General features: G+C 70.8%; 27 protein-coding genes. 21 read left to right on the forward strand and 6 right to left on the reverse strand.

The genetic code is table 11. The features are described 5' to 3' along the window. The first annotated feature begins 348 nt into the window (after positions 1–348). The 9 genes from AS850_RS14480 to AS850_RS14520 all read left to right on the forward strand — a co-directional run bounded on the left by AS850_RS14480 (position 349) and on the right by AS850_RS14520 (position 11,081). A complete protein-coding gene (locus tag AS850_RS14480; RefSeq protein ID WP_164088472.1) occupies positions 349–1,821 on the forward strand; it encodes a sugar porter family MFS transporter in 1,473 nt (490 codons plus the stop codon). Beyond that, a complete protein-coding gene (gene iolC, locus AS850_RS14485; protein ID WP_119869754.1) occupies positions 1,818–2,786 on the forward strand; it encodes a 5-dehydro-2-deoxygluconokinase in 969 nt (322 codons plus the stop codon). Before AS850_RS14480 ends, iolC begins: the two co-directional genes overlap by 4 nt. After that, positions 2,779–3,690: a Cgl0159 family (beta/alpha)8-fold protein gene (locus AS850_RS14490; protein WP_119869755.1), complete on the forward strand. Its 912-nt coding sequence runs from the start codon at positions 2,779–2,781 to the stop codon at positions 3,688–3,690. The genes iolC and AS850_RS14490 overlap by 8 nt, the downstream gene beginning before the upstream one ends. Before the next feature lie 71 nt (positions 3,691–3,761). Next, positions 3,762–5,291: a CoA-acylating methylmalonate-semialdehyde dehydrogenase gene (locus tag AS850_RS14495; protein WP_119869756.1), complete on the forward strand. Its 1,530-nt coding sequence runs from the start codon at positions 3,762–3,764 to the stop codon at positions 5,289–5,291. 11 nt (positions 5,292–5,302) lie between these two features. After that, positions 5,303–6,229: a 5-deoxy-glucuronate isomerase gene (gene iolB / locus AS850_RS14500; protein WP_119869757.1), complete on the forward strand. Its 927-nt coding sequence runs from the start codon at positions 5,303–5,305 to the stop codon at positions 6,227–6,229. Then, positions 6,226–8,124 (forward strand): 3D-(3,5/4)-trihydroxycyclohexane-1,2-dione acylhydrolase (decyclizing), encoded by a 1,899-nt coding sequence (iolD, locus tag AS850_RS14505; RefSeq protein ID WP_119869758.1) that lies wholly within the window; start codon positions 6,226–6,228, stop codon positions 8,122–8,124. The genes iolB and iolD overlap by 4 nt, the downstream gene beginning before the upstream one ends. Before the next feature lie 36 nt (positions 8,125–8,160). Beyond that, positions 8,161–9,096, forward strand: a complete 936-nt coding sequence (locus AS850_RS14510; RefSeq protein WP_119869759.1) for a sugar phosphate isomerase/epimerase family protein — start codon at positions 8,161–8,163, stop codon at positions 9,094–9,096. A 36-nt stretch (positions 9,097–9,132) separates the two neighbouring features. Further along, positions 9,133–10,197, forward strand: a complete 1,065-nt coding sequence (locus tag AS850_RS14515) for a Gfo/Idh/MocA family protein (RefSeq protein WP_119869760.1) — start codon at positions 9,133–9,135, stop codon at positions 10,195–10,197. A 2-nt stretch (positions 10,198–10,199) separates the two neighbouring features. Further along, positions 10,200–11,081, forward strand: a complete 882-nt coding sequence (locus AS850_RS14520) for a sugar phosphate isomerase/epimerase family protein (protein WP_119869761.1) — start codon at positions 10,200–10,202, stop codon at positions 11,079–11,081. A 15-nt stretch (positions 11,082–11,096) separates the two neighbouring features. Here the strand turns inward: AS850_RS14520 and AS850_RS14525 are convergent, their stop codons facing one another. After that, positions 11,097–11,852, reverse strand: a complete 756-nt coding sequence (locus AS850_RS14525) for a GntR family transcriptional regulator (protein ID WP_119869762.1) — start codon at positions 11,850–11,852, stop codon at positions 11,097–11,099. Between the two features lie 109 nt (positions 11,853–11,961). Between AS850_RS14525 and AS850_RS14530 the strand changes: the two genes are divergently transcribed. Both AS850_RS14530 and AS850_RS14535 read left to right on the forward strand, forming a co-directional pair. Next, complete coding sequence (locus tag AS850_RS14530; protein WP_119869763.1) at positions 11,962–12,426, forward strand: heme-binding protein; 465 nt, start codon at positions 11,962–11,964, stop codon at positions 12,424–12,426. A 79-nt stretch (positions 12,427–12,505) separates the two neighbouring features. Further along, positions 12,506–12,826, forward strand: a complete 321-nt coding sequence (locus tag AS850_RS14535) for a hypothetical protein (RefSeq protein WP_123955543.1) — start codon at positions 12,506–12,508, stop codon at positions 12,824–12,826. On the opposite strand, the gene AS850_RS14540 is transcribed toward AS850_RS14535, so the two are convergent. Beyond that, complete coding sequence (locus AS850_RS14540) at positions 12,823–13,824, reverse strand: alcohol dehydrogenase (RefSeq protein WP_119869765.1); 1,002 nt, start codon at positions 13,822–13,824, stop codon at positions 12,823–12,825. The genes AS850_RS14535 and AS850_RS14540 overlap by 4 nt on opposite strands. Positions 13,825–13,996: 172 nt before the next feature. Between AS850_RS14540 and pcp the strand changes: the two genes are divergently transcribed. Both pcp and AS850_RS14550 read left to right on the forward strand, forming a co-directional pair. Continuing rightward, the gene (gene pcp, locus AS850_RS14545; RefSeq protein ID WP_119869766.1) at positions 13,997–14,650 is read left to right on the forward strand and encodes a pyroglutamyl-peptidase I; all 654 of its coding nucleotides are present in this window, start codon (positions 13,997–13,999) and stop codon (positions 14,648–14,650) included. A gap of 214 nt (positions 14,651–14,864) precedes the next feature. Continuing rightward, positions 14,865–16,712: a dienelactone hydrolase family protein gene (locus AS850_RS14550; RefSeq protein WP_236940748.1), complete on the forward strand. Its 1,848-nt coding sequence runs from the start codon at positions 14,865–14,867 to the stop codon at positions 16,710–16,712. Between the two features lie 88 nt (positions 16,713–16,800). Here the strand turns inward: AS850_RS14550 and AS850_RS14555 are convergent, their stop codons facing one another. Continuing rightward, positions 16,801–17,451 carry an NAD(P)-dependent oxidoreductase gene (locus AS850_RS14555; RefSeq protein WP_119869767.1) on the reverse strand — a complete coding sequence of 217 codons (651 nt, stop codon included), beginning with the start codon at positions 17,449–17,451 and terminating at the stop codon, positions 16,801–16,803. 84 nt (positions 17,452–17,535) lie between these two features. Between AS850_RS14555 and AS850_RS14560 the strand changes: the two genes are divergently transcribed. Beyond that, positions 17,536–17,943 carry a winged helix-turn-helix transcriptional regulator gene (locus AS850_RS14560; RefSeq protein ID WP_119870355.1) on the forward strand — a complete coding sequence of 136 codons (408 nt, stop codon included), beginning with the start codon at positions 17,536–17,538 and terminating at the stop codon, positions 17,941–17,943. Positions 17,944–18,025: 82 nt separating this feature from the next. Here the strand turns inward: AS850_RS14560 and AS850_RS14565 are convergent, their stop codons facing one another. Continuing rightward, the gene (locus AS850_RS14565; RefSeq protein ID WP_119869768.1) at positions 18,026–18,862 is read right to left on the reverse strand and encodes an alpha/beta fold hydrolase; all 837 of its coding nucleotides are present in this window, start codon (positions 18,860–18,862) and stop codon (positions 18,026–18,028) included. 204 nt (positions 18,863–19,066) lie between these two features. On the opposite strand from AS850_RS14565, the gene AS850_RS14570 reads away from it, so the two are divergent. After that, positions 19,067–20,599: an MFS transporter gene (locus tag AS850_RS14570; protein ID WP_216819775.1), complete on the forward strand. Its 1,533-nt coding sequence runs from the start codon at positions 19,067–19,069 to the stop codon at positions 20,597–20,599. Between the two features lie 6 nt (positions 20,600–20,605). Here AS850_RS14570 and AS850_RS14575 read toward each other — a convergent pair whose 3' ends face one another. Further along, positions 20,606–21,376 (reverse strand): SGNH/GDSL hydrolase family protein, encoded by a 771-nt coding sequence (locus AS850_RS14575; RefSeq protein WP_164088473.1) that lies wholly within the window; start codon positions 21,374–21,376, stop codon positions 20,606–20,608. A gap of 141 nt (positions 21,377–21,517) precedes the next feature. On the opposite strand from AS850_RS14575, the gene AS850_RS16585 reads away from it, so the two are divergent. The 6 genes from AS850_RS16585 to AS850_RS14590 all read left to right on the forward strand — a co-directional run bounded on the left by AS850_RS16585 (position 21,518) and on the right by AS850_RS14590 (position 23,428). Next, positions 21,518–21,769, forward strand: a complete 252-nt coding sequence (locus AS850_RS16585) for a hypothetical protein (protein WP_164088474.1) — start codon at positions 21,518–21,520, stop codon at positions 21,767–21,769. Between the two features lie 87 nt (positions 21,770–21,856). Next, on the forward strand, positions 21,857–22,363 hold the full coding sequence (locus tag AS850_RS14580) for a MarR family winged helix-turn-helix transcriptional regulator (RefSeq protein ID WP_164088475.1): 507 nt from the start codon (positions 21,857–21,859) through the stop codon (positions 22,361–22,363). A gap of 207 nt (positions 22,364–22,570) precedes the next feature. Then, positions 22,571–22,759 carry a hypothetical protein gene (locus tag AS850_RS14585; RefSeq protein ID WP_119869771.1) on the forward strand — a complete coding sequence of 63 codons (189 nt, stop codon included), beginning with the start codon at positions 22,571–22,573 and terminating at the stop codon, positions 22,757–22,759. Then, positions 22,756–22,881 carry a hypothetical protein gene (locus tag AS850_RS16950; protein WP_257788664.1) on the forward strand — a complete coding sequence of 42 codons (126 nt, stop codon included), beginning with the start codon at positions 22,756–22,758 and terminating at the stop codon, positions 22,879–22,881. Before AS850_RS14585 ends, AS850_RS16950 begins: the two co-directional genes overlap by 4 nt. Before the next feature lie 188 nt (positions 22,882–23,069). Further along, positions 23,070–23,231 (forward strand): hypothetical protein, encoded by a 162-nt coding sequence (locus AS850_RS16590; protein WP_164088476.1) that lies wholly within the window; start codon positions 23,070–23,072, stop codon positions 23,229–23,231. Then, positions 23,228–23,428 carry a hypothetical protein gene (locus tag AS850_RS14590; RefSeq protein ID WP_119869772.1) on the forward strand — a complete coding sequence of 67 codons (201 nt, stop codon included), beginning with the start codon at positions 23,228–23,230 and terminating at the stop codon, positions 23,426–23,428. Before AS850_RS16590 ends, AS850_RS14590 begins: the two co-directional genes overlap by 4 nt. 42 nt (positions 23,429–23,470) lie before the next feature. On the opposite strand, the gene AS850_RS14595 is transcribed toward AS850_RS14590, so the two are convergent. Continuing rightward, positions 23,471–24,010, reverse strand: a complete 540-nt coding sequence (locus AS850_RS14595) for a MarR family winged helix-turn-helix transcriptional regulator (protein WP_119869773.1) — start codon at positions 24,008–24,010, stop codon at positions 23,471–23,473. Positions 24,011–24,048: the final 38 nt, after the last annotated feature.

A 24,048-nucleotide genomic window follows, 5' to 3' on the forward strand; every position in this document is an offset into this window, starting at 1 on the left:
CTCCTCCGCCTCCGCCTGGAACCGCCCGAGGCGCTCGGCGACACGGGACATGAGTCGGCCGCTGCTCGGTGCGAGCAGGGAGCCGATGGCCGGCGCGAGGGTGATGGTCATGGGGAGAGCGTCGCGGGTGACCCGCCGTCGTCCCAGTGCCCAAAGTCCCGCGCCGTGGCTCCTGCGCGGCCGAGTCGGGAAGAATGGCACTCGACGACAGCACCCTCGTGCCGACAGCTCGAGGTGACGTAGTCGTATTGACAGGACATAGTCACAAAGTTAGTCTCGTCCTGTCGTCGAAATCGGGCGGGGTCTCGCAGCGACGCGGGGCCAGGAGCCACAACCAACGGAGGAATCGTGGTCACCCACACGTCAGGAGGCGCCCAGCGGGTCGCCCTCCCCGCACTCGTCTCGGGGCCGCACACGAAGCGACTCGGCACGGTCGCGGTCATCGCCACCTTCGGCGGCCTCCTCTTCGGCTACGACACCGGCGTGATCAACGGCGCGCTCACGTCGATGGAGAAGAGCCTCGGCCTGACGCCGACCAGCGAGGGCATCATGGTCGCCGCCATCCTCGTCGGCGCGGCCGTCGGTGCCTTCTTCATCGGCCGCATCTCCGACGCGTTCGGCCGCAAGCCGACGATCAACACGCTCGCGGTCCTCTTCTTCTTCGCGGCGCTCGCCTGCGTCCTCGCGCCGACCTGGGAGTTCCTGACCGGGGCGCGCTTCTTCCTCGGCATCGCGGTCGGCGGTGCGTCGGTCACGGTGCCCGTCTTCCTCGCCGAGCTCGCCCCCACCGAGCAGCGCGGCGGCCTCGTGAGCCGCAACGAGCTGATGATCGTCTCGGGGCAGCTCGCCGCCTTCGCCATCAACGCCGTCATCGGCAGCGTCTGGGGTGAACACGACAACGTCTGGCGCTCCATGCTGTCGGTCGCGGTCCTCCCGGCCATCGCCCTGTTCATCGGCATGATGCGGGTGCCCGAGAGCCCGCGCTGGCTCATCGCCAAGGGCCGCGACGACGACGCCCTGAACGTCCTCGAGCAGATCCGCAGCCACGACCGCGCCGTCGCCGAGATGGCCGAGGTGCGCGAGCTGGCCGAGGAGGAGAAGGAGGCGAAGAGCGCCCGCATCGCCGACCTCCTCGCCGAGCCGTGGCTCCGGAAGATCCTCTTCATCGGCATCGGCCTCGCCATCGCCCAGCAGCTCACCGGGATCAACTCGATCATGTACTACGGCACGAAGGTGCTGGAGGAGTCCGGCTTCTCGCAGCAGGGCGCCCTGATCGCGAACGTCGGGGCCGGAGTCATCGCCGTCGTCGCGATGCTGGTCGCGCTCCGCATCATCAATCGGGTCGGCCGCCGCACGATGCTCATCTTCGGGTTCGCCGGCGTCGCCCTCTTCCACCTCCTGATCGGTCTCTCGTCGCTCCTGCTGCCGCAGGGCACGGTCCGAGCGGTCGTCGTGCTCGTCTTCGTCATCTGCTTCGTCGGCACGATGCAGGGCACGATCGGTCCGCTGGTCTGGCTGATGCTCTCCGAGATCTTCCCGCTGAGACTCCGCGGCGTCGGCATGGGGCTCACGGTGCTGATCCTCTGGCTGACCAACTTCCTCGTGAGCCTCCTCTTCCCGATCCTGGTCGCCGGAATCGGCATCTCGACCACCTTCTTCGTCTTCGCCGTGCTCAACGCCGCCTCGCTCGTGTTCGCCGTGACGCGGGTTCCCGAGACGAACGGCCGCTCGCTCGAGCAGCTCGAGGAGGACTTCAGCACCGGCGCCATCTACACGGTGAAGTCCGGCACGCCCGCCCCGAAGGGAACGACGACCGCATGACGACGACCACCGACACGACGCCCGACGACGTCCTCACCATCGGTCGCATCGGCGTCGACCTCTACCCGCAGCAGTCCGGCGTGCCGCTGGAGCGGGTCGAGACGTTCAGCAAGTCCGTGGGCGGAAGCGCCACCAACGTCGCGATCGCGGCCGCCCGGCACGGTCGGCGGTCGGGAGTCATCACGCGGACGGGCGCCGACCCGTTCGGCCGCTACATCGTCGAGGAGCTCGGCCGTCTGGGCGTCTCCACGCGCTTCATCTCGACCGTCGCCGGGCTCAACACCCCGGTCACCTTCTGCGAGATCTTCCCGCCCGACGACTTCCCCCTCTACTTCTACCGTCAGCCGACGGCTCCCGATCTCGTGATCGACCCCTCCGAGCTCGACCTCGGCGCCGTCGAGCGGGCCGGCGTCTACTGGGCCACCGTCACGGGCCTCAGCGCCGAGCCGAGCCGCGAGGCTCATCACGTCGCCTGGCGGGCCCGCGCCCGTCGGCCTCTCACCGTCCTCGACCTCGACTACCGGCCGATGTTCTGGAGCTCCCCCGAGGCCGCGACGACCGAGGTCGCCCGGGCCCTGGAGCACGTGACCGTCGCCGTCGGCAACCGCGAGGAGTGCGAGATCGCCGTCGGCGAGACCGACCCGGAGCGGGCCGCCGACGCGCTGCTCGAGCGGGGTGTCGAGCTCGCGATCGTCAAGCAGGGGCCGAAGGGGGTCCTCGCCAAGACGCGCGAGGAGCGCGTCGAGGTCCCCGCCCACCTGGTCGAGGTCATCAACGGGCTCGGCTCGGGCGACGGCTTCGGCGGCGCCCTCTGCCACGGGCTCCTCGAGGGCTGGTCGCTCGACCGCACCCTCCGCTTCGCCAACGCAGCCGGTGGGATCGTCGCCACGCGCTTCGAATGCTCGACCGCGATGCCCACGACCGCCGAGGTCGAGGCCGTGCTGAAGGAGTCCCTCCATGTCTGACCGGGTCGTCTCCGACGCCGACTTCGAGCGGCTCCGCTCCGTGCGCGCCTCCGCGCCGCACCGCATCGCCGAGATCCTGGCCGGCAGGAACCGCCCCGCCCCCCTCGGCGAGAACGGTCGCCTCCTCATCGTCGCGGCCGACCACCCGGCCCGCGGCGCGCTCGGAGTGCGCGGCGACTCCGGCGCCATGGCCGACCGCTACGACCTCCTCCGCCGCCTCGTCACGGCTCTCGGCCGCCCCGGTGTCGACGGCGTGCTGGGCACCCCCGACATCCTCGACGACCTGGCGCTCCTCGGAGCCCTCGACGGCAAGGTCGTCGTCGGCAGCATGAACCGTGGCGGCCTCCAGGGCGCCTCGTTCGAGATGGACGACCGCTTCACCGCCTACTCGGCCGAGAGCATCGCCGCCTCGCGGTTCGACTTCGCCAAGCTGCTCGTGCGCGTCAACCTGTCGGACGCGGGCACGGCGGCGACCCTCGAGGCGACCGCGCGCGCCGTCACCGAGTCGGCGGCCCTGCGGCTCCCGATCATGCTGGAGCCCTTCCTGAGCTCGTGGGTCGACGGCCGGATCGTGAACGATCTCACGACGGACGCCGTCATCCGGTCCGTGGCGATCGCCTCGGGGCTCGGCGAGTCGTCGGCCTACAGCTGGCTCAAGCTCCCCGTCGTCGACGGGATGGAGAGGGTGATGGCCTCGACCACGCTCCCGACGCTCCTGCTCGGCGGCGACCCCGCGGGCGCTCCCGTCGAGACCTATGCCCGCTGGTCCGATGCCCTGGCCCTGCCCGGGGTCCGCGGCCTCGTCGTGGGTCGCACCCTGCTCTACCCGGAGGACGGCGACGTCGCCCGCGCCGTCGACATCGCGGCCGGCCTCGTCCACGCGCCCGTCGCCGCGGGCACCTGACCGCGACTCCCCCACTCGTCGACAGGCGGCCCGCGAGGCCGCACCCCCACCCCGATCGGACAGAGAGAACGATGACCACCGAAAGCCCCACCGAGCAGTCGAGCCAGGCCGACCTGCCCCTCGTCGCCCACTGGATCGACGGAACGCAGCGACCGGGCCGGAGCGGCCGCACCGCTCCCGTCTACGACCCGGCGCTCGGCGTCGTCACGAAGACCGTGTCGCTCGCCGACCGCGCCGAGGTCGACGAGGCCGTCGCCTCGGCCGCGAAGGCGTTCCCGGCCTGGCGCGACATGTCGATCACGAAGCGCCAGCAGATCATGTTCCGTTTCCGCGAGCTCCTCAACGAGCGGAAGGGCGACCTCGCCGAGATCCTCACGAGCGAGCACGGCAAGGTCCTCTCCGACGCGCTGGGCGAGATCACGCGCGGCCTGGAGGTCGTCGAACTCGCCACCGGGTTCCCGCACCTCATCAAGGGCGAGTTCTCCCAGCAGGTGTCGACCGGGGTCGACGTCTACTCGACGAAGTCGCCGCTCGGCGTCGTCGGGATCATCAGCCCGTTCAACTTCCCGGCGATGGTCCCGATGTGGTTCTTCCCCATCGCCCTCGCCGTCGGCAACACCGTCGTGCTGAAGCCGTCCGAGAAAGATCCGTCGAGCGCCATGTTCCTCGCCGACCTGCTCCGCGAGGCGGGCCTCCCCGACGGCGTCTTCACCGTCCTCCACGGCGACAAGGAGGCCGTCGACGGCCTGCTCGAGCACCCCGACGTCAAGAGCATCTCGTTCGTCGGATCGACACCCATCGCGCAGTACATCTACGAGACGGCGGCCCGGCACGGCAAGCGCGTCCAGGCCCTCGGCGGGGCCAAGAACCACATGCTCGTCCTTCCCGACGCCGACCTCGACCTCGTCGCCGACAGCGCCATCAACGCGGGGTTCGGCTCGGCCGGCGAGCGCTGCATGGCGATCAGCGTGGTCGTCGCGGTCGAGCCCGTGGCCGACGAGCTGATCGACAAGATCCGGAGCCGCATGGCCGGCCTCACGATCGGCGACGGCCGGCGCAGCTGCGACATGGGCCCCCTCGTCACGAGGCAGCACCGCGACAAGGTCGCCTCCTACATCGACGTCGCCCTCGAGGACGGCGCCGACGTCGTCGTCGACGGCCGCGGCATCGAGGTCGACGGGGACGCCTCCGGCTTCTGGCTCGGCCCGACCCTGATCGACCGGGTGCCGCTCACGAGCCGCGTCTACACCGAGGAGATCTTCGGCCCGGTCCTCTCCGTCGTGCGCGTCGCCTCCTACGAGGAGGGCGTGGCCCTCATCAACGCCGGCGCGTTCGGCAACGGGACCGCCATCTTCACGAACGACGGCGGCGCCGCGCGCCGATTCCAGAATGAGATCGAGGTCGGCATGATCGGCATCAACGTGCCGATCCCGGTGCCCGTCGCCTACTACTCGTTCGGCGGCTTCAAAGACAGCATCTTCGGTTCGAGCAAGGCGTACGGGCTGCAGGGCTTCGACTTCTTCACGCGCGAGAAGGCGATCACCTCCCGCTGGCTCGACCCGAGCCACGGCGGCATCAACCTGGGCTTCCCCCAGAACTGAGCCGGCCCGTCATGAGCACCGATCCCTCCTGGTTCCACCCCCGCGGCTCGCTGGCGCGCGACGGGTGGGAGTCCGTCGTCGACACCCGGCTCGCCGGCTGGCAGCACACGGGCCTCCGCGTCGCCGACCTGCGCGCAGAAGCCCCGCTGACGCTGCCGTCAGGCGACGTCGAGCGGATGGTCGTGCCGCTCACGGGCGACGTCGTCGTCGAGTGGGCCGACGCCCGCGGCGGCTCCGGCACGGAGCGCCTCGCGGGGCGCGCCTCCGTGTTCGACGGGCCCGCGGACCTCGTCTACCTCGGCGTCGGGACGAGCGCGACGGTGAGCGGCGCCGGGCGGGTCGCGGTGGCCGAGGCTCCTGCCGACCAGGTGCTCGACGTGCAGGTGCTCCGCGCGGCGGACATCCCCGTGGAGATCCGCGGGGCGGGCCGCTCGACCCGCCAGGTCCACAACTTCGGGACCCCGGCGGGCCTCCACGCGCAGAAGCTCCTCGTCTGCGAGGTGGTCACCCCCGCCGAGAACTGGTCGTCGTACCCGCCGCACAAGCACGACGAGCAGGTCGCCGGCGTCGAGTCGCGGCTGGAGGAGATCTACTACTTCGAGTCGGAGGTGACCCGCGGCGCCTCGGCCCCCGAGGCATCCGACCCGTTCGGCCTCTTCTCGACCTACAGCTCGCCCGCCGGCCGGATCGACGTGAACCGCCTCGTCCGGACGGGCGACGTCGCACTCGTCCCGTTCGGCTACCACGGCCCCGCGGCCGCCGCCCCCGGGTACGACCTCTACTACCTGAACGTCATGGCCGGTCCCGACCCGGAACGGGTGTGGAACATCACCGACGACCCGAACCACGCCTGGGTCCGCTCGCAGTGGACCGAGCAGGAGCCGGACCCCCGCCTCCCCTACCTCCCCACCGCAGCACCGAAAGGACGACGTCGATGACGACGAAGCGCATGACCGTCGGCCAGGCCCTGGTCGAGTTCCTGGCCAACCAGTGGACCGTCGACGGCGACGTCCGGGAGCGCACGATCCCCGGCGTCTTCGGGATCTTCGGCCACGGCAACGTCGCCGGCGTCGGCCAGGCGCTCAAGCAGCTGCACGTGGAGCGTCCCGGGCTCCTGCCCTACCACCAGGCCCGGAACGAGCAGGCGATGGTCCACCAGGCCGTCGGCTTCGCCCGAATGCACCGCCGCCGCGCCACCTTCGCGAGCACCGCCTCGGTCGGGCCCGGAGCCGCGAACATGCTCACGGCGGCCGCCCTCGCCACGACGAACCGGCTGCCGGCGCTGCTCCTGCCGAGCGACACCTTCGCGACGCGGGTGAGCGACCCCGTGCTGCAGCAGCTCGAGCTGCCGCACGACACTTCGATCCAGGTGACCGACGCGTTCCGGCCGCTGTCGCGCTTCTTCGACCGGGTCGACCTTCCCGAGCAGCTGTTCTCCATCGCGCTGTCCGCCCTGAGGGTCCTCACCGATCCCGCCGAGACGGGCGCCGTCACGATCGCCCTCCCGGAGGACGTCCAGGCGGAGGCGCTCGACGTGCCCGAGGAGTTCCTGCGACCGCGCGAGTGGCACCTCCGGCGCCCTGTACCCGAACGCGGCCCCCTCGACCGCGCCGTCGCGGCGATCCGAGCGGCGAAGCGCCCCGTGATCGTCGCGGGTGGCGGGGTGCTCTACGCGGGCGCCGAGGGGCGGCTCGACGAGTTCGCCCGCCTCACGGGCATCCCCGTCGGCACGACGCAGGCCGGAGGCGGCTCGCTCGTCTGGGACCACCCGCAGTACCTGGGCGGGATCGGCGCCACCGGCACCGCCGCCGCCAACGCGATCGCGGCCGAGGCCGACGTGGTGATCGGCATCGGCACCCGCTACAGCGACTTCACGACGGCCTCGCGCACGGCGTTCCAAGATCCCCGCGTGACCTTCGTCAACGTGAACATCGCGTCGTTCGACGCCTACAAGCACGGGTCGCAGCTCCCCGTCGTGGCCGACGCCCGGGAGGCGCTCGAGGCGCTGACGGCGGCGCTCTCCGGCCACTCCGTCAAGTCCGCCTACGCCGAGCGCATCGCGACCGAGAAGGCGCGCTGGGACGCCCTCGTCGACGAGACGTTCGCCCCGTCCGGCCTCGCCCTGCCGGGCCAGCCGGAGATCATCGGAACGGTCCAGAGGGCCAGCGACCCCACCGACGTGGTCGTCCAGGCCGCGGGGTCGCTGCCGGGCGACCTCCACAAGCTCTGGCGGGTCCGCGACCCCCTCGGCTACCACGTCGAGTACGCGTTCTCGTGCATGGGCTACGAGATCGCGGGCGGCCTCGGCGTCAAGCGCGCCGCCCCCGACCGCGACGTGATCGTGATGGTGGGCGACGGCTCCTACCTGATGCTCCACACGGAGCTGGTGACCGCCGTCGCCGAGGGCATCAAGATCATCGTCGTCCTCATCCAGAACCACGGCTTCGCCTCCATCGGCCACCTGTCCGAGACGGTCGGGGCCGACCGCTTCGGCACGCTGTACCGCCGACTCGACCGCGACGCCCTCGACTTCCAGGGCGACGAGATCCTGCCGGTCGATCTGGCCATGAACGCGAGGAGCTACGGCATCGACGTCATCGAGATCGACCCGACCGCCGACGCGATCCCCGCTCTGGCCCGTGCCGTGGCGACCGCGAAGGCCTCGACGACGAGCACGTTCATCCACGTCAACAGCGACCCGCTGATCTACGGTCCCGAGGGCGACGGCTGGTGGGACGTCCCCGTGGCCCAGGTCTCGACCCTCGACAGCACCCGCGCCGCGCTCGATAGCTACCGCGAGCAGCGGGCCCGTCAGCGCCCGCTCCTCGGCTGACCGCACCTCCCCTCCCGTTCGAAAGGCACCGCCGCCATGACCGACTCCGTCACCGCCTCCGCCAACCCCGGCCTCCGCATCGGCACCGCGCCCGACTCGTGGGGCGTGTGGATCGCCGAGCACCCGAGCCAGATCCCGTGGCAGCGGTTCCTCGACGAGGTGCAGCAGGCCGGCTACCGCTACCTCGAGCTGGGCCCCTACGGCTACCTGCCGACCGACCCCCACCAGCTCGAGGACGAGCTCGGCAGGCGTGACCTCCGCCTCTCGGCGGGCACCGTCTTCACGGGGTTCCACAAGGGCGACGACCAGTGGCAGCGCGCGTGGGACCAAGCTCTCGCCGTCGCAGGGCTCGCCTCGAAGCTCGGCGCCGAGCACCTCGTGGTCATCCCGGACCTCTGGCGGAGCGACGCCACGAGCGAGGTCCTCGAGGCCCGGACCCTCACGGACGACCAGTGGTCGAAGCTCGGCGCGGGCCACGACAAGCTCGGCAAGGCGCTGTTCGAGGAGTTCGGCGTGCATCAGCAGTTCCACACGCACGCCGACAGTCACGTGGGCACCTACCAGGAGACGGAGCGCTTCCTCCGCGAGACCGACGAGCGCTACACGAACCTCTGCCTCGACACGGGCCACTTCGCCTACTACGGCGGCGACGCCCTCCGACTCGTGGCCGAGCACCCGAGCAGGATCGGCTACCTCCACCTCAAGCAGGTCGACTCCGACCTCCGCTTCACCGTGCTCAAGAACGACGTCCCGTTCGGCGACGCCGTCGCCCAGGGCGTGATGGTGGAGCCGCCGAAGGGCGTCCCCGAGCTGGCCCCGATCATCGAGGCCGTCAGCGAGATCGACCCCGACATCTTCGCGATCGTCGAGCAGGACATGTTCCCGGTCGCCTCGATCGACCTCCCGCTCGGCATCGCCACGCGGACCCGCCAGCACCTCTTCAGCTGCTCGCCCCGCACCCGTCTCGTCTGACCCGATCGCCGCCCCGCCCTCCGAAGGAGAACCCCCATGACCGCCTCCCCGTCCGAGAACCTCCGCGTCGCCGTCGTCGGCGCCGGCATGATGGGCGCCGACCACGTTGCGCGCATCACCTCGACCATCAGCGGGGCGGAGGTCGTCGCCGTCGTCGATCCCGACACCGCGCGGGCCACCGCTGCGGCCGCCACAGCACCCGGAGCGATCACCGCGGTCGACTTCGAGGAGGCGCTCGGCACCACCGAGATCGACGCCGTCATCGTCGCGACCCCGGGCTTCCTCCACGAGGCCGTGCTCCTGCCCGCCCTCGACCGCGGTCTCGCGATCCTCTGCGAGAAGCCCCTGACCACCGACGAGGCGGCCTCGCTCCGCGTCCTCGAGGCGGAGCAGCGACTCGGCCGGCCGCACATCCAGGTCGGCTTCATGCGCCGCTTCGACCGGGGCTACCAAGACCTCCGCGCCCTCGTCGCTTCCGGCGAGCACGGCGCGCTCCTCGCCCTCCACTGCGCGCACCGCAACGCGACGACGCCGCCGAGCTACTCGGAGGAGATGCTGATCCTCGACTCCGTGATCCACGAGATCGACGTCGTGCCCTTCGTCGTCGGCGAGCCGATCGTCGCCGTCGAGGTGAAGAAACCGCGCCGCAACTCCCTCGCCCCGGAGGGCCTCCCGGAGCCCCAGATCGTGATCCTCGAGACCGTGTCGGGCACGATGGCCATCGTCGAGATCAACGTCAACGTCCAGTTCGGCTACCAGGTCACCACCGACGCCGTGTTCGAGAGCGGCGTCGCCTCCATCGGCCGCGAGTCCGGCATCGACGTCACCACCGGCGGCCGCACCGGCCGAGCGGTCCCACCGACGTTCAAGGAGCGCTTCGGGGCCGCCTACGACACGCAGGTGCAGCGCTGGGTCGACGCGGCCCGCCGCGGCACGATCGACGGTCCCAGCGCCTGGGACGGCTACCTGGCCAGCGTCGTCGCGACGGCGGGCGTCGCGGCGCAGAAGACCGGACGCCGCGTGGAGGTGGAGTACGCGCTCGCGAAGCCGGCCTTCTACGACCTGCCCGGCGCCGTGGCTCCTGCGCTCGAACGGGCCTGACCGTGGTCAGGATCGCGCTGGACCCGACGCCGCTGCACCACAGCCACGCGCTTCTCGACCTGCCCGCCAAGGTGGCGGAGCTCGGCTACGACCACCTTCAGCTCACGCCGCACCGGGACTTCCTGCCGTTCTTCCGGCACCCGAGGGCCGACGACGACCTCGTCGACGCGTTCGCCGCCGCCTGCCGGGCCGCCTCGGTCGAGATCGCCTCGGTGCTGCCCGTGCTGCGCTGGTCCGGCCCCGACGAGGAGGCGCGTCGCGCAGCCGTGAAGCAGTGGAAGCGCGTGATCGAGATCACCGCGCGCCTCGGCGTCGGCGTCATCAACACCGAGTTCAGCGGCCGCCCCGAGCTCTCGGAGGAGTCCGAGCGGCAGTTCTACTGGTCGATGGAGGAGCTGCTCCCGCTGATCGAGCGCGAGGGGATCCAGGTCTACATCGACCCGCACCCCGACGACTTCGTCGAGGACGGCCACGAAGCGCTCCGCATCATCCGCGGGCTGAACTCGTCCCACGTCGGCCTGGCCTACGTCGCCTGCCACACCTTCCACTACGGCGGCGACCTGGCGGGCATCATGGCCCGGGCCGGTCGGACACTCGGGCTCGTGCACGTCGCCGACACGTTCGACCACCGGCGGTCGCACGGCCTCCGCTACATCACCAACCCGCCCGGCACCGCCGCGCGCGTCCACCAGCACCTCAAGATCGGCGACGGCGACGTCGACTGGGACGCCTTCTTCGGAGGGCTCGCCGCGCTCGACTTCTTCGACCGGCCCGACACGGTCGTCGTCTCGAGCGTCTTCGCCGAGGACGAGGACGTCGACGCCGTCAGCCGCTACCAGCTCGAGCAGATCCGATCGCGGATCGCGGCGGCCACCGGCTCCTGAGGCGGGAGCCCGGCCCTACTTGTCGACGAGGGTGACCGAGAACGAGTAGAGGTCGGGCCGGTAGCAGTGCTGACCGACCTCGACCGCCCGGCCGGAGCCGTCGTAGGCGGTGCGCGTCATCGTGAGGAGGGCGCCGCCCGGCTCGATCTCGAGCAGTTCGGCCTCGTCGTCGTGTGCGGCCCGCGCCCCGATGCGCTGCTTCGCCACCCGCATGGTGATGCCGCGGAGGCGGAGCAGCTGGTAGAGGCCGTGGTCGGCGAGGTCGGCGGCGGTGAACTCGGCGACGTCGACGGGGAGGAAGTTCTCGAGGACGGCGACGGGCACGTCGTCGGCGAGGCGGAGCCGCCGGATGCGGTTGACGGGCGCACCCCGATCGACGCCGAGCGCCGTGGCCGTCTTCTCGTCGGCCTCGGCGATCTCGTGCAGCAGGAGCCGCGTGGTCGGTTTCTGCCCGGTCGCCTCGAGATCCTCGTAGAGGCTGGTGAGCTCGACGTTGCGCGTGACCGGACCGTGGACGACCTGCGTGCCGATCCCCCGGCGCCGCACGACGAGCCCCTTGTCGACGAGCTCCTGGATCGCCCGGCGGATGGTCGGCCGCGACAGGCCCAGCCGCTCGCCGAGCCCGACCTCGTTCTCGAGGCGCGCGCCGGCGGGAAGCCGACCGCTGAGGATCGAGGCCTCGAGCCGGCTGGAGATCTGGTACCAGAGCGGCACCGGCCCGGTGCGGTCGAGGTCGGCGAAGAGGTCGGAGGGGAGCCCGGTCTCGGTCATCGTGCTCCCGCCGTCGTGAGGGACCTTTGTGAGGACAATCATACGTGTCGAGCCGCGACGCGACACCCTGACCGCGCGGTCCGGAGCCGTCCGGCGCCAGAATGAGGGCATGACCCAGGACGACGACCTCCCGACCTTCACCGCCGAGCAGATCGAGCAGCAGCTGGCCGAGCTCACCTTCGACAGCTTCGACCAGGAGGCGGCCTACGCCCTCGGGACCCTCGCGGCGGAGATCGTCCGCGAGCGCGGCTTCGCCCTGGCGGTGCAGATCGTGATCGGCGACCACATCGTCTACAAGGCCGCGCTCGGCGACGTCGAGGAGGGCACGACGGAGTGGCTTCGCCGCAAATCGAACGTGGCCCGTCGCGACGGCGTCCCCTCGCTGCTCGTCCGCCGGCGCGCGGAGGCGCTGGGCGAGAAGGCGGCCGAGGACGCCGATCACGCCCCGCACGGCGGCGCGTTCCCGATCGTCGTCGACGGCACGCTCGTCGGGACGATCACCGGCTCGGGCCAGCCCGACGTGGTCGACCACGACGTCGTCGTCTCGGCTCTCCGGAGCTACCTGGCGAACTGACCCGTCGATGCGTCTCTCCGTCCCGCATACTTGTATCTCATACGGGATGGGGTTCTGCGGGCCCCGGGGAGGGAGACGCATGAGAGCGAGCGAACTGCGGGTGTACTTCGGCGTGGTCGCCGGCATCGCGATCGTCCAGGCCGTCACTGCGGCGCTGCGGCCCGACGGCGACCCGGTGATGGGCATCGTTATGACGTCGGGGCTGGTGACGCTACTGCTCCTGGGGCTTCGCCCCGAGCATCCTGCGGGCCGGGGCGATCGGGACGGACACGGTGTCGGGGCCGACGGCACGGCGTGGAAGCCGCCGACGACCCGACCGCTGGACGCGTCGGGGCCGCGGGAGAGGGCCGATCCGGCTCCAGGCCGACGATCGGCACCCACCCGCGACGAGCCTCGCTAGGCGGTGGTCAGGACGACGCGGAAGCGCGCCTTGCCCGACATCATGCGGTCGAAGCCCTCGGCGGCGTCCTCGAGCGGGAACGTCTCGATCATCGGCCGGACGCCCGTGCGCGCGGCGAAGCGGAGGGTGTCCTCAGAGTCCTTGGCCGTGCCCGACGCGTGTCCCGCGACGACGCGGCTGCCGAGGACGAGGTCGACGGCCGAGACGTTCAGGGCGTCCTCCGGGACCCCCAGCACGATCAGTCGACCGCGCGGCGACAGCCCCGGGACGACGGCCGACATCGCGGCCGCGTCGGTGACCGTGGCGATGACGAGATCGGCGCCGCCCAGGTCGTTCAGGGCCGCGGCCACGTCCGTGCTCGTGCTGTCGATGTAGTGGTCGGCCCCGAGCTGGTGGGCGAAGTCGGCCTTGTCGGTTCCGCGCGCGATCGCGATCGTCTCGAAGCCCAGCTTGGCGGCGAACTGCACGCCGAGGTGGCCGAGACCGCCGAGACCGAGCACGGCGACGCGGTCGCCGGGACGCACGCCGCTGGTGCGGATCGCGTTGAACGTCGTCACGCCGGCGCAGAGCAGCGGAGCCGCCTCCTCGAAGCTGAGGGCGTCCGGGATGGCCGCGAGGGCGTCCGCAGGAGCCACGAGGTACTCGGCGTACCCGCCGTCGGACGACAGGCCGGTCACCTTGCCGACCCGGCAGGAGACGAAGTCGCCGCGGCGGCACGACTCGCACTCGAAGCAGGCACCGCCGAACCAGCCGACGCCGACACGCTGCCCCGGCGTCCAGACGGTGACGCCCTCGCCGACGGTCTCGACCGTGCCCGCGACCTCGTGGCCGGGCACGCGGGGGTAGGACGACGCCATGCCGGCGCCGGGCATGGTGTCGCTGTGGCAGACGCCGTTCGCCGCGACCTTGACGAGGACGTGGCCTCGCGGGACCTCGGGGATGTCGCGCTCGACGAGTTCGAGCGAGGCGCCGGGAGCGCTGATCTGGATGGCTTTCATGGGGGTGTCCTCACTCTCGGGGTCGCCCGGGCGCACGCGTGGCGGGGCTCTCGGGCGGAGCGGTCGCCGACGCCGGAAGGGGGCGGCGTCTCGGGACGACGGCTCGCGCTTCACCGTAGTCGCCGGGCCCGGGGCCGTCCCGGCCGGGCCGCCGTGTGGCAGGGTGAGGGACATGGCCGAGACACCGCGCATCCTGCTGACGGGATTCGAGCCGTTCGGCGGCGAGACGACGAACCCGTCGTGGACGACGGTCCAGGCGGTCCGGGACGCGTGGACGGGCGACGCCGAGGTGCACGTCCGGCAGCTCCCCGTCGACTTCTCCCGGGTCGACGACGCGCTGCAGCGGGCCGTCGACGAGACGCGGCCCGACGTGGTGATCTGCGTCGGCCAGGCGGGCGGGGCCACCGCCGTCCAGGTCGAACGGGTCGCGATCAACGTCGAGGACGCGCGGATCCCCGACAACACCGGGTTCCAGCCGATCGACGAGCCCGTCGTGCCCGGGGCTCCGGCGGCCTATTTCAGCACGCTGCCGATCAAGGCGTCCGTCGCGGCGATCAGCGCCCTCGGCATCCCGGCGGTGATCTCGCAGACCGCCGGCACCTACACCTGCAACCACGTCTTCTACCGGCTCATGCACACCCTGTCGGGCACGCAGGATGCGGTGCGCGGCGGCTTCGTCCACGTCCCGTACAGCCCCGAGCAGACCGCCGGCACCGACCGGCCGTCGCTCCCCCTCGCCGACATGGCGGCCGCGATCACGGCGGTCGTCGAGACGGCGCTCACGACGCGCGTCGACGCCCGCATCGGTGGCGGCGCCCTCGACTGAGGGAAACCGGCGGACCTTGGGAACGTGCACGGATGTGCACGGGCGGAAGCTTGCGAGCGCACCTATCGACGACGGCGAGCTCATCGGGCCGCACAGATGTGCGGATTCCTTGCACGGTGCCGAACGGTCTTGTTTGATTCAAAGCTGATCCAGAGAAAGATCCCGGGCGTCATTCAGGGGGGCCCGGGCGGATCCCGACAAAGAAGTAGGGAAAGTGAACGCACAGAAACACCGAAGGCCGCTCTTCTGGCTCGTCCTCTCGCTCGTGCTCATGCTCGTCTCGTCGATCGGAGCCTCGATCGTCCAGACGTCCGGCGGAGCGGTGAAGATCCGCGACATGAGCTGGGTCACCGGGTCCGGCAAGACCATGAGCGCTCTGCTCCTCGTGCCCGACGGGGCAAGCGCCACCGACAAGCGCCCCGCCATCGTCCTCGCTCACGGCTGGTGGAACAACAAGGAGATGCAAGACTCCAACTACGTCGAGCTGGCCCGCCGCGGCTACGTCGTGTTGTCCATCGACATGTACGGGCACGCCTCGTCCGACCCGCTGCAGGAGGGCCACGAGATGGACGCGGCGACGGGCATGTACGACGGCGTGAAGGAGATCGCGAGCCTCCCCTTCGTCGACACCGCCAAGATCGGCATCAGCGGCCACTCCAACGGAGCCCGGGCCGCCAACTTCGCGATCCCGATCGACGACCAGGCGGCGACCCCGCTCATCCGGTCCGTCTATCTCGTCGACAACGACCCGATCTACACGGACACCGCCGGGAAGTACGTCGACTACTACGGCAACCGCGACGTCGGAGTCCAGGCCGACCAGTACGACGAGTTCTTCTTCCGCTCCTACGACAAGGACGGCGCCGAGCTGACACCGCCGCGCGAGTACATCGGGACGCCGAACGCGCAGTCCTTCCTCCACTTCGGCGCCGACCCCCAGGGCACGTCGATGCGGAAGCCGTACACGACGTACACGCAGGAGGTCGACGGCCGGAAGGTCATGCGCGAGATCGACAACCCGGCGCAGACGCACCCGTGGGGTCCGTTCTCCAAGCAGGAGGTGACGTCGGTCGTCACGTTCTTCGACAAGTCGCTGGGCGCCCCGAACCCGATCCCGGCCGGATCGCAGATCTGGCAGTTCAAGGAGGGGTTCAACGCGCTCGGCCTCGTCGGGTTCGGCATCTTCCTCGTCGCGTTCGCCACGGCGCTCCTCGAGACTCGGGCGTTCGCGGGGCTCCGCTCCGCGCCGAAGGTCGTCCCGCCGCTCCGAGGACGAGACGGACTGCTCTGGTTCTGGGGCGGCCTCGTCGTCTCGGCGATCATCTCCGGCGTGAGCTACTGGATCATCAGCGCGAACACGGCGGTGGGGACGGTCAGCTTCCTCGGCGACCCGCCGGTCAACCCCCAGGGAGCCGTGTGGATCATCGGCCTCTGGGCCGCGCTCAACGGCGTCGTGTCCATCGTGATCATGGTGGTGTCGTACCGGCTCTTCGGCCGGCGGAACGGCATGGACCTCCGCGAGGCGGGGGTCCTGCCCGGGTGGAGGAAGTTCGGCCAGGGCATCCTGCTCGGCCTGATCGTGGTCGTCTCGGCGTTCCTGATCGTCTTCGTGCTGGCGTACTTCTTCACGACCGACTTCCGCCTCTGGGTGCTGGCCGTGCCGACCTTCACCCCGAACAAACTGGCGATCGCCCTGATCTACCTGCCGTTCTTCCTCGTCTACTTCTTCGCGAACTCGGTGGCGATCAACGCCTTCAACCGGTTCACGATCCGGGGACGCGAGTGGGGGAACACCGCCGTGCTGGCCCTGGCGAACGGCATCGCGCCGATCATCCTGGTGATCGCGCAGTACTCGCACTTCTTCGTCACGGGCGACCTGATCCCGGGCTTCGGGGGGATCAACAGCATCTGGCTGTTCCCCGTCGTCGTGATCCTGCCGGTCGCCGCCGTGGTGACGCGGAAGATCTACCGCCAGACGGGCAACCCCTACATCGGCGGCTTCATCATGGCGACGGTGGTCACGGTGGTGTCGGTCTCCAACACGCTGACCTACACGCGCTGACCCGGTCTCCGCGACCGCTCCCCTGAGCAGACACGGCGAGGGCCCCACCGGAATCCGCGGGGCCCTCGCTGCGTCAGGAGGCGACGCGTCAGTACGCGACGCCGAACTGGGCGCGGCGGTGCGCGGGGGTCTCGATCTCGTCGACGACGGCGAGGGCGAAGTCGGCGCCGCTGACGGCCGAGACGCCCGCCTCGTCGAAGAGGGCGACCTCGCCGCCGACGCGATAGCGACCGAGGGCCTCGCCGGGGGCGTAGGAGCCGAACTGCATCGCGGGCGAGACGAAGAACCAGTCCAGGGCATCCTGCGAGCCGAGGAGGTGCGTGAGGACCTCGTTCATCTGGAGCGCCTCGCTCGCGAACTCGGGCGGGAGGTCGCCGGTCTCGGCGAACCGCGGTGCACCCTCGGCTCCGCGGAGGGAGCTGAAGCCGCCCACGACACCGAGGCGCACGCCGCGCTCGAGGGCGAGGGCCGCGAGCGCGTCGTCGGCCTCCACGATGCGACCGTCGAGCTCGCCGCGGGGAGCGAGCGCGGAGACGACGACGTCGCTGCCCGTGACCGCACGGTCGCGCGCCTCGGCGTCGAGCATGGAGCCCGTCTCGTAGCGGACACCGTCGATGCGCGCGTCGCCCTCCGGGACGGTGCGGCTGAACGAGACGACGGTGTGGCCGCGGCGGGCCGCCTCGCGGGCGATGGAGCCTCCGGCGTATCCGGTTCCTCCGACGACGGTGATGGTGGCCATGGTGCTACTCCTTCTCGTGGGGACGATTCATCGCTACGCTATGTCCATTGGTCACTTTTCGGAAGTAGGCACTTTGTGGTAACCATCACAGGCTCGGGCTCCGCTCAGAAGCCCGGTTCGCAGGAGCCGCCGGCCCTCGACCCCTACCTGGAGGGCTGCCCGACGAGGCGCGTCCTCGACCGGATCGGCGACCGCTGGACCGTCCTGATCGTCGGTGCCCTGGCGGAAGGCCCTCGCCGCTTCACGGAGATCCGCCGCCAGGTCGCGGGGATCTCCCAGAAGATGCTGACCCAGACGCTCCGCGGGCTGGAGCAGGACGGGCTCGTCACGCGCACCGTCTACGCGGAGGTGCCGCCGCGGGTCGAGTACGAGCTGACCGAGGCCGGCTCGACCCTGCGCGAACCACTCAAGGCGCTCGAGCAGTGGTCGATCGACCACTTCGGCGACATCGAGCGCTCCTGGGCGGCGTTCGACGAGCGCGGGAGCGCCTGAGCCGCACCGTCGACCCCCGCCGACCGCGAACGACGACGGCGCCCCGGCTCGTGCCGGGGCGCCGTCGTCGTGACAGAACGGGTCAGCGCTTGAGGAACTCCAGCACCACGCGGTTGAACTCGTCGGGGTCGCTCACGTTGGCGCCGTGCGGGGCACCCTCGATGACGTGCAGCTCCGAACCCGCGATCGCCTTGTGCGTGCGCGCACCCGAGCCCTCGAAGGGAACGGTGGCGTCGCCATTGCCGTGGATGACCAGCGTCGGCACCGTCACCTTGGTGAGGTCGTCGCGGAAGTCCGTGTTGGCGAAGGAGGCCATGGCCTCGAGCGCGGCGGTCTTGTCGGCCTGCTTGGCGAGCCGCAGGGCATCCTGCCGGTCCGCTTCGGAGACCTTGAGGACACCGTCGACCGAGAAGAACCCGGTCGTGAACTCGTCGTAGAAGGCGTCCTCGTCCTTGGTGAGGCCGGCGGCCATCCCGGCGGCCGCGTCCTTCGTCAGGGGGCCCTCCGGGTTGTCGTCGGTGTGCATCAGGTACGGGGGCACGGCGGAGGCGAACACGACGCTGTGGAGGCGCTCGGTGCCGTACTTCGTGAAGTAGCGGGCGACCTCGCCGCCACCCATCGAGAAGCCGACGAGCGTGACGTCGTTCAGGTCGAGCTCGGTGAGGACAGTGTGGAGGTCCTCGGTGAGGTGGTCGTAGTCGTAGCCGGTCTTCGGCTTGTCGCTGCGACCGAAGCCGCGGCGGTCGTAGGTGACGACCCGGTAGCCGGCGTCGACGAACGCGGGGACTTGCTTGCTCCAGGACTCGCCGGAGAGGGGCCAGCCGTGGATGAGGACGACGGTGCGACCCGAACCGCCGGTGTCGTCGACGTGGAGGTTCGTGTCCTTGAAGAGCCCGTGGTGGGCGGTGATCTCGGTCATGATGTCTGCCTTCCCGGCCGCTCGTGCGACCTGCTCCCTCGTTCCTACGCGCCTCGTCTCCGAGTTCGGTCGACGTCGTCCCCCTGACGACGTCCAGGGTGCGGAAATCGGACATCGCGCCGTCCGGGCCGCGGAGGCCTATCGTCGGTTCGTGCGCACCGATTCCCGGCGCGGGCCCCGCGGGGCCCGCCGAACCCGACCGTCGTGAGTTCCCCCGCCTCCTCCGCGTCCTCCGCGCCCGAGCTGGACCCGCGTCGGTGGCGCGCCCTCTTCGTCATGCTCATGGGTCAGTTCAGCGCCCTGCTCGACGTCAGCGTCACCAACGTCGCGCTCCCGTCCATCGGCCGGTCGACGGGCGCAGGAGCCGCGGAGCTGCAGTGGATCGTCAGCGGCTACATCCTCGCGTTCGGCCTCATGCCCGTCATCGGCGGCCGCCTCGGCGACACGCGGGGTCGCCGCCGCATGTTCCTGATCGGCGTCACGGGATTCGTCCTCGCCAGCGCCTGCGTCGGCCTCGCCCCGAACCCGGGCGTCCTGATCGCCGCGCGGGTCGTGCAGGGTCTCTTCGGCGGCGTCCTCGGCCCCCAGGTCTCCGGCTACATCCAGAACGCCTTCCCGAAGTCGGAGCGCGGCCGGGCGTTCGGCGGTCTCGGCGTGACGGTCGGCGTCGGGACGGCGCTCGGCCCCGTCGTCGGCGGGCTCCTCATCGCCGCGGGCGGACCCGAGTTCGGCTGGCGCCTCGTCTTCTTCATCAACGTGCCGATCGGGATCGCCGCCGTCATCCTCGCGCTCCTGTGGGTCCCCAAGGCGCAGCCGACCGGCTCGGCCTCCTCGAAGCGCCTCGACATCGGCGGCGCTCTCCTGCTCGGCGGTGCGCTGCTCTGCATCCTGTTCCCGATCGTGGAGGTGAACGAGCTGCGGAGCGGGTGGATCTTCCTCCTGTTCGCGCCGGCCGCGCTCCTGCTCGGGCTGTTCGTGCGGCGGGAATCGCGGCTCACCCGGGAGGACGCCTCACCCCTGCTCGACCTCCGCCTGTTCCGCGTGCCGACGTTCGTCACCGGCGTCGCGTTCGCCGTGGTCTTCTTCTGCAGCAACACCGGGATCCCGCTCGTGCTGTCGCTGTACTACCAGAACGGCCTCGGGTTCAGCGCGCTCGCGTCCGGCCTCGGCGTCTCCGCGCTGGCCCTCGGGTCGGTGCTCGGCGCTCCCGTCGCGGGACGCCTGGTCCCGCGGATCGGGCGCCCCCTGGTCGTCGGCGCCGTCACGGCGTTCTTCGTCGCGACGGTCGCCACGGGGCTCGTCGTGGGCGGCGAACCCGATCTGACCGACCCGGCCACCGTGATCCTGCGCCTCGCCCTGCCCCTGTTCGTGCTCGGCGTCGCCGGCGGGTCGATCGTGACGCCCAACCAGACGCTGACGCTCGCCGACGTCGATCCGCGGATCGGCGGGGCCGCGGGAGGCGTCCTCCAGACCGCGCAGCGCGTGGGATCCGCGACCGGTCAGACCGTGCTGGGGACCGTCTTCTTCGCCCTGGTCGGATCCGCGGCCGTCTCGACCGCCGTCGGCAGCCCCTCCCGCGACGTGACGCACTTCGCCGACTCGCTGAGCCTCGCGCTCCTCGTGTCGCTGGTGTTCTCGGGGGCCGCGCTCGTGCTGGGGCTCACCGACCTCCGACGCAAGCGCCGCCGGGCCGGCGAGGAGGAGCGGGACCGCGAGCAGGAGCGACAGGGCGCCTGACGCGGGTCAGGCGGCGAGCTCGTGGCCCTCGCGGAGGCGCGCGGCCCGCTCGACGTGGAGCGCGAGCTCCTGCGCCCAGATGCGGTGCATGGCCCGGAACGAGAACGCGTCCTTCATGAACATGCTGTCGAGCCGGAGGTCCGGGAACGCGGCGAAGGAGACTCCGTCGATCTCGGCGGCCAGCTCCTCCATCACCCGGTCGAGCCGACGCAGCTGCGCCGTGATGGCGCGCCCCGCGACGGTCGGCAGCGGCTGGAAGCGGTGCATGGGCGGCGGTCCGGCCAGCAGGATACGGGTCCCGGGGTCGCTCTCGGTCCGGATGACGTCGATCAGCCGCCGGAGGTTGCGACGCCAGACCCGGCTGCTCGTGACGAGGAGGACGTCGGGGATCCCGAGGGCGACGACGGCCACGTCCACTCCGGAGGCGTGCCCCCGCACGGCGCGCACGGCCGTGCGGGCGCTGAAGTCGAAGCCGCCGACGTTCTCCCAGTCGACCCCGCGGCGATTGGCCTGCGAGACGTGGAGGGCGGTCTGCGCCGGAAGCGCCATCCCCTCGCGGAGCACGCCGTAGCCGGCGACGGCGACGTCCCCCACGAAGAGGAGGCGCACGGGGTCCGCGCCGGGATGCGAGCGCTCGGCGAGGTCCCGGGGGAACGCCGAGTGCTGCACCGTGTGGCTGTACACGACGAAGTGGAGGAGCAGGAGCGGCCGGACGACGACGAGCAGGATGCGGATGGCGAAGGGACGAACACGGGCGAGCAGAGCGGGGAAGGGCACCGGATGAGCCTTCCACGCACTCACCTCGGACGCGACGTCCAGAAGGGGGGACAGACAGACGGTTCGGAACCCGACCGGGCAGGATCTCGCTAGATTGGCTAGCCTTGCCTCACGAGCGACAACGGTTCCAGGAGGCGACACGTGCGGGGTTACGCGCTGTTCCGCGACGAAGACGGTGTCACTCAGCGCCTGGAACGTGACTACGCCACCCGGCGGGGGCTCGTGTCCCGCCTCGAGGACGGCGTTCCCGAGGGCGGGGAGTTCATCGGGATCGTCCTGACCGACACCACCCACTCGTTCGGCGTCATCGAGGGTGGTCGGATCTCCGCGCCGGACTCCACCGAGGCCGCGGCACCGCGCCGAGGACGACTCCGGATGGCCGCCGGCCGCTAGTTCTCGGCCGCGCGTGGTTCGATGGACACCTGCGGATGTTCACCGTCTCCTTCAGCGGATGCTCGCGGGCCGTCTGAAAGGCACGCCATGAGCCCCTATTCCACCTCCATCCCGACCGGGTCCCGGGTCGTCTACGACGCCGACACCCCGGCCGGCTCCGTGATCGAGGCGCTGTACTCGCTCCAGGACGCCGAGGCGCTCTTCCGGTGCCGGATGCGCGAGATCCTCGACCTCGGCGCGAACGACCTCGGTGCCCTGCAGTACCTCGCGCGGCTCGAGAGCGCCGGACGCAGCGTGCGGCCCCGCGACATCTCGAAGAACCTCGGCGTGACGAGCGCGGCGACGACGATCCTCCTCGGACGCCTCGTCGCACGCGGCCTCGTCACCCGGCACGCCGACCCGCTGGACGGTCGCGGGCAGCTGCTCCGACTGACCGACGACGCTCACTCCCGCCTGTCCGGAGCCCTGGGGGAGAGCAGGAACGGACTCGCGGGACGCCTGGCGGCGTTGACCCCGCGCGAGGCGAAACGGGTCGTCGTCCTCCTGTCCGCCGTGACCGATTCCCTCGACCGGGCGGCGCCCCTCCCCGTCTGAGTTCTGTCGGGCGGAATCGCTAAGCCGATTAACGAAGTCGGATAGCGGAATGTCGGTGGCGTGCCCTACCCTTCGAGAGATCGGGACGACACATCCCTTCTCTCTGCATCGATCTCTCTCCGCACCGAATACGCGGGGTCCAGGTGCGCGGAGCGGTGTCCCGGACGAGACGAGGTCTTACGCGGCCTCAGTGAATCGCAGGTCTCCATGACCCAGTTCGACACGACGACGAGAGCGCGCCACGGTGTATCCACCGGGGCCTCCTCCACCGGCCCCGTCACCGAGGCCTCGATCACCTTCGGCTCGCAGGAGTCCGAACCCACCTACGCCGACTTCATCGGCGAACCGGCGACGCTCGCGTCGCCCCGCCTCTCCGAGCGCGCCCAGGCTTCGTGAGCGCGAACGCCCCCGAGACCGACGCCACCGCGCCCCGGCCCTCGTCGTCCCGCGACCTCGCGCGACTGCCCCACGAGAAGCTCGTGGCGACCGTCGCCATGCGTCTCGGCATCTCTCTCTGAAGCACGTTTCGAGAGGCTTATCCGCAAAGCGCAGCCTCTCGAATCATGGTTAGACAAACTAGGTAACGCGATCCATACTCCTACATAGACACCGATTCACGGCGGTGTCGGAAGCCCCGGTTCACGGCGGTGCTTCCTGGAAAGCGTTCCCCTCAGGCGGTGCAGGCCGCCAGAAACGAGTTGAACTGATGAATGTTCTGCGCGCCGAAAAGGCCACCGATCGCAGCCCCTTCACCGAGATCCGGCAGTCCGAGCGCGAGAAGACCCTCGCCATCGTGGCCGTCTCGACCCTCTCCGCGACGAGCTGCCTCATCGCGGCCGTCATGGTCACGCTGGGGGTCCTCGCGTGAGCACGTACATCCGCCAGGCCGGCGTCTCCGCCGTCCGCATCGGCACCTACCCGAAGCGGAGCCGTCGCTCCTACGCCACCCTCGAGCGCCGGCCGGAGGCGCGCTCGCGTCGCATCGCACCCCCGGCAGCGGCTGTGGCCGAGCCCTCGTACGCCGACTTCTTCCAGGCCCCCTCGGCCGTGTCGCACGTCGCCTGAGCCCCGCTGACGTCACGGCCCCCGAGCGATCGGGGGCCTTCGTCATGCCGTGGGAGAGTGCGGCTCGGCGTCGGGCTCGAGCGCCGTCGCCATCGCGCGGAGGAACGTCGTGACGACCCGAGCCTCCTCCGGCGAGAGGGCCTCGGCGGCCGTGATCATCCGCGCGTGCATGCCCGCCATCGTCGCGCGCACCTCGTCGTCGGAGCCCTCGGTGGCCGTCAGCAGCACTCCGCGCCTGTCGGTCGGGTGCGCGCGGCGCTCCAGATGGCCGCTGGAGACGAGCCGTTTGATGAGGACCGACGTGGAGGGGGTCGTGATCCCGAGATGGTCCGCGAGCTCACGGGCATTCACCGTCTCGCCGCGTCGCTGAGCAGCCAGGAGGAACCGGATGGCCTTGAGGTCGGTGTCGCCCATGCCCATCGAGTCGCGGGTCCGCTGACGCATGGCCGTCTCGGAGGTGCGGTAGTCGCGCAGGGCGTTGAGGACGGCGACGGATCGCTCCTCCGCCGAGGCGTCGAACCAGTAGCCCGAGGCGGCGTGGGCCTCCGAGGCGGGGGTGCCGTTCGCGAGTCGGGGTGACATCCGATCAGTGTAGTCGCTAGAGAGACTAGCGAGACAGA

This window comes from Frondihabitans sp. 762G35, from assembly GCF_002074055.1.
Lineage (GTDB): Bacteria > Actinomycetota > Actinomycetes > Actinomycetales > Microbacteriaceae > Frondihabitans.

What these genes read in the sequence shown, in the direction of transcription:
- iolC (WP_119869754.1), top strand. Translation starts at nt 1,818, where the DNA reads ATGACGACGACCACCGACACGACGCCCGACGACGTCCTCACCATCGGT.
- AS850_RS14490 (WP_119869755.1), top strand. Translation starts at nt 2,779, where the DNA reads ATGTCTGACCGGGTCGTCTCCGACGCCGACTTCGAGCGGCTCCGCTCC.
- AS850_RS14495 (WP_119869756.1), top strand. Translation starts at nt 3,762, where the DNA reads ATGACCACCGAAAGCCCCACCGAGCAGTCGAGCCAGGCCGACCTGCCC.
- iolB (WP_119869757.1), top strand. Translation starts at nt 5,303, where the DNA reads ATGAGCACCGATCCCTCCTGGTTCCACCCCCGCGGCTCGCTGGCGCGC.
- iolD (WP_119869758.1), top strand. Translation starts at nt 6,226, where the DNA reads ATGACGACGAAGCGCATGACCGTCGGCCAGGCCCTGGTCGAGTTCCTG.
- AS850_RS14510 (WP_119869759.1), top strand. Translation starts at nt 8,161, where the DNA reads ATGACCGACTCCGTCACCGCCTCCGCCAACCCCGGCCTCCGCATCGGC.
- AS850_RS14515 (WP_119869760.1), top strand. Translation starts at nt 9,133, where the DNA reads ATGACCGCCTCCCCGTCCGAGAACCTCCGCGTCGCCGTCGTCGGCGCC.
- AS850_RS14525 (WP_119869762.1), bottom strand. Translation starts at nt 11,852, where the DNA reads ATGACCGAGACCGGGCTCCCCTCCGACCTCTTCGCCGACCTCGACCGC.
- AS850_RS14530 (WP_119869763.1), top strand. Translation starts at nt 11,962, where the DNA reads ATGACCCAGGACGACGACCTCCCGACCTTCACCGCCGAGCAGATCGAG.
- AS850_RS14535 (WP_123955543.1), top strand. Translation starts at nt 12,506, where the DNA reads ATGAGAGCGAGCGAACTGCGGGTGTACTTCGGCGTGGTCGCCGGCATC.
- AS850_RS14540 (WP_119869765.1), bottom strand. Translation starts at nt 13,824, where the DNA reads ATGAAAGCCATCCAGATCAGCGCTCCCGGCGCCTCGCTCGAACTCGTC.
- pcp (WP_119869766.1), top strand. Translation starts at nt 13,997, where the DNA reads ATGGCCGAGACACCGCGCATCCTGCTGACGGGATTCGAGCCGTTCGGC.
- AS850_RS14555 (WP_119869767.1), bottom strand. Translation starts at nt 17,451, where the DNA reads ATGGCCACCATCACCGTCGTCGGAGGAACCGGATACGCCGGAGGCTCC.
- AS850_RS14565 (WP_119869768.1), bottom strand. Translation starts at nt 18,862, where the DNA reads ATGACCGAGATCACCGCCCACCACGGGCTCTTCAAGGACACGAACCTC.
- AS850_RS14580 (WP_164088475.1), top strand. Translation starts at nt 21,857, where the DNA reads ATGAGCCCCTATTCCACCTCCATCCCGACCGGGTCCCGGGTCGTCTAC.
- AS850_RS14585 (WP_119869771.1), top strand. Translation starts at nt 22,571, where the DNA reads ATGACCCAGTTCGACACGACGACGAGAGCGCGCCACGGTGTATCCACC.
- AS850_RS16590 (WP_164088476.1), top strand. Translation starts at nt 23,070, where the DNA reads ATGAATGTTCTGCGCGCCGAAAAGGCCACCGATCGCAGCCCCTTCACC.
- AS850_RS14595 (WP_119869773.1), bottom strand. Translation starts at nt 24,010, where the DNA reads ATGTCACCCCGACTCGCGAACGGCACCCCCGCCTCGGAGGCCCACGCC.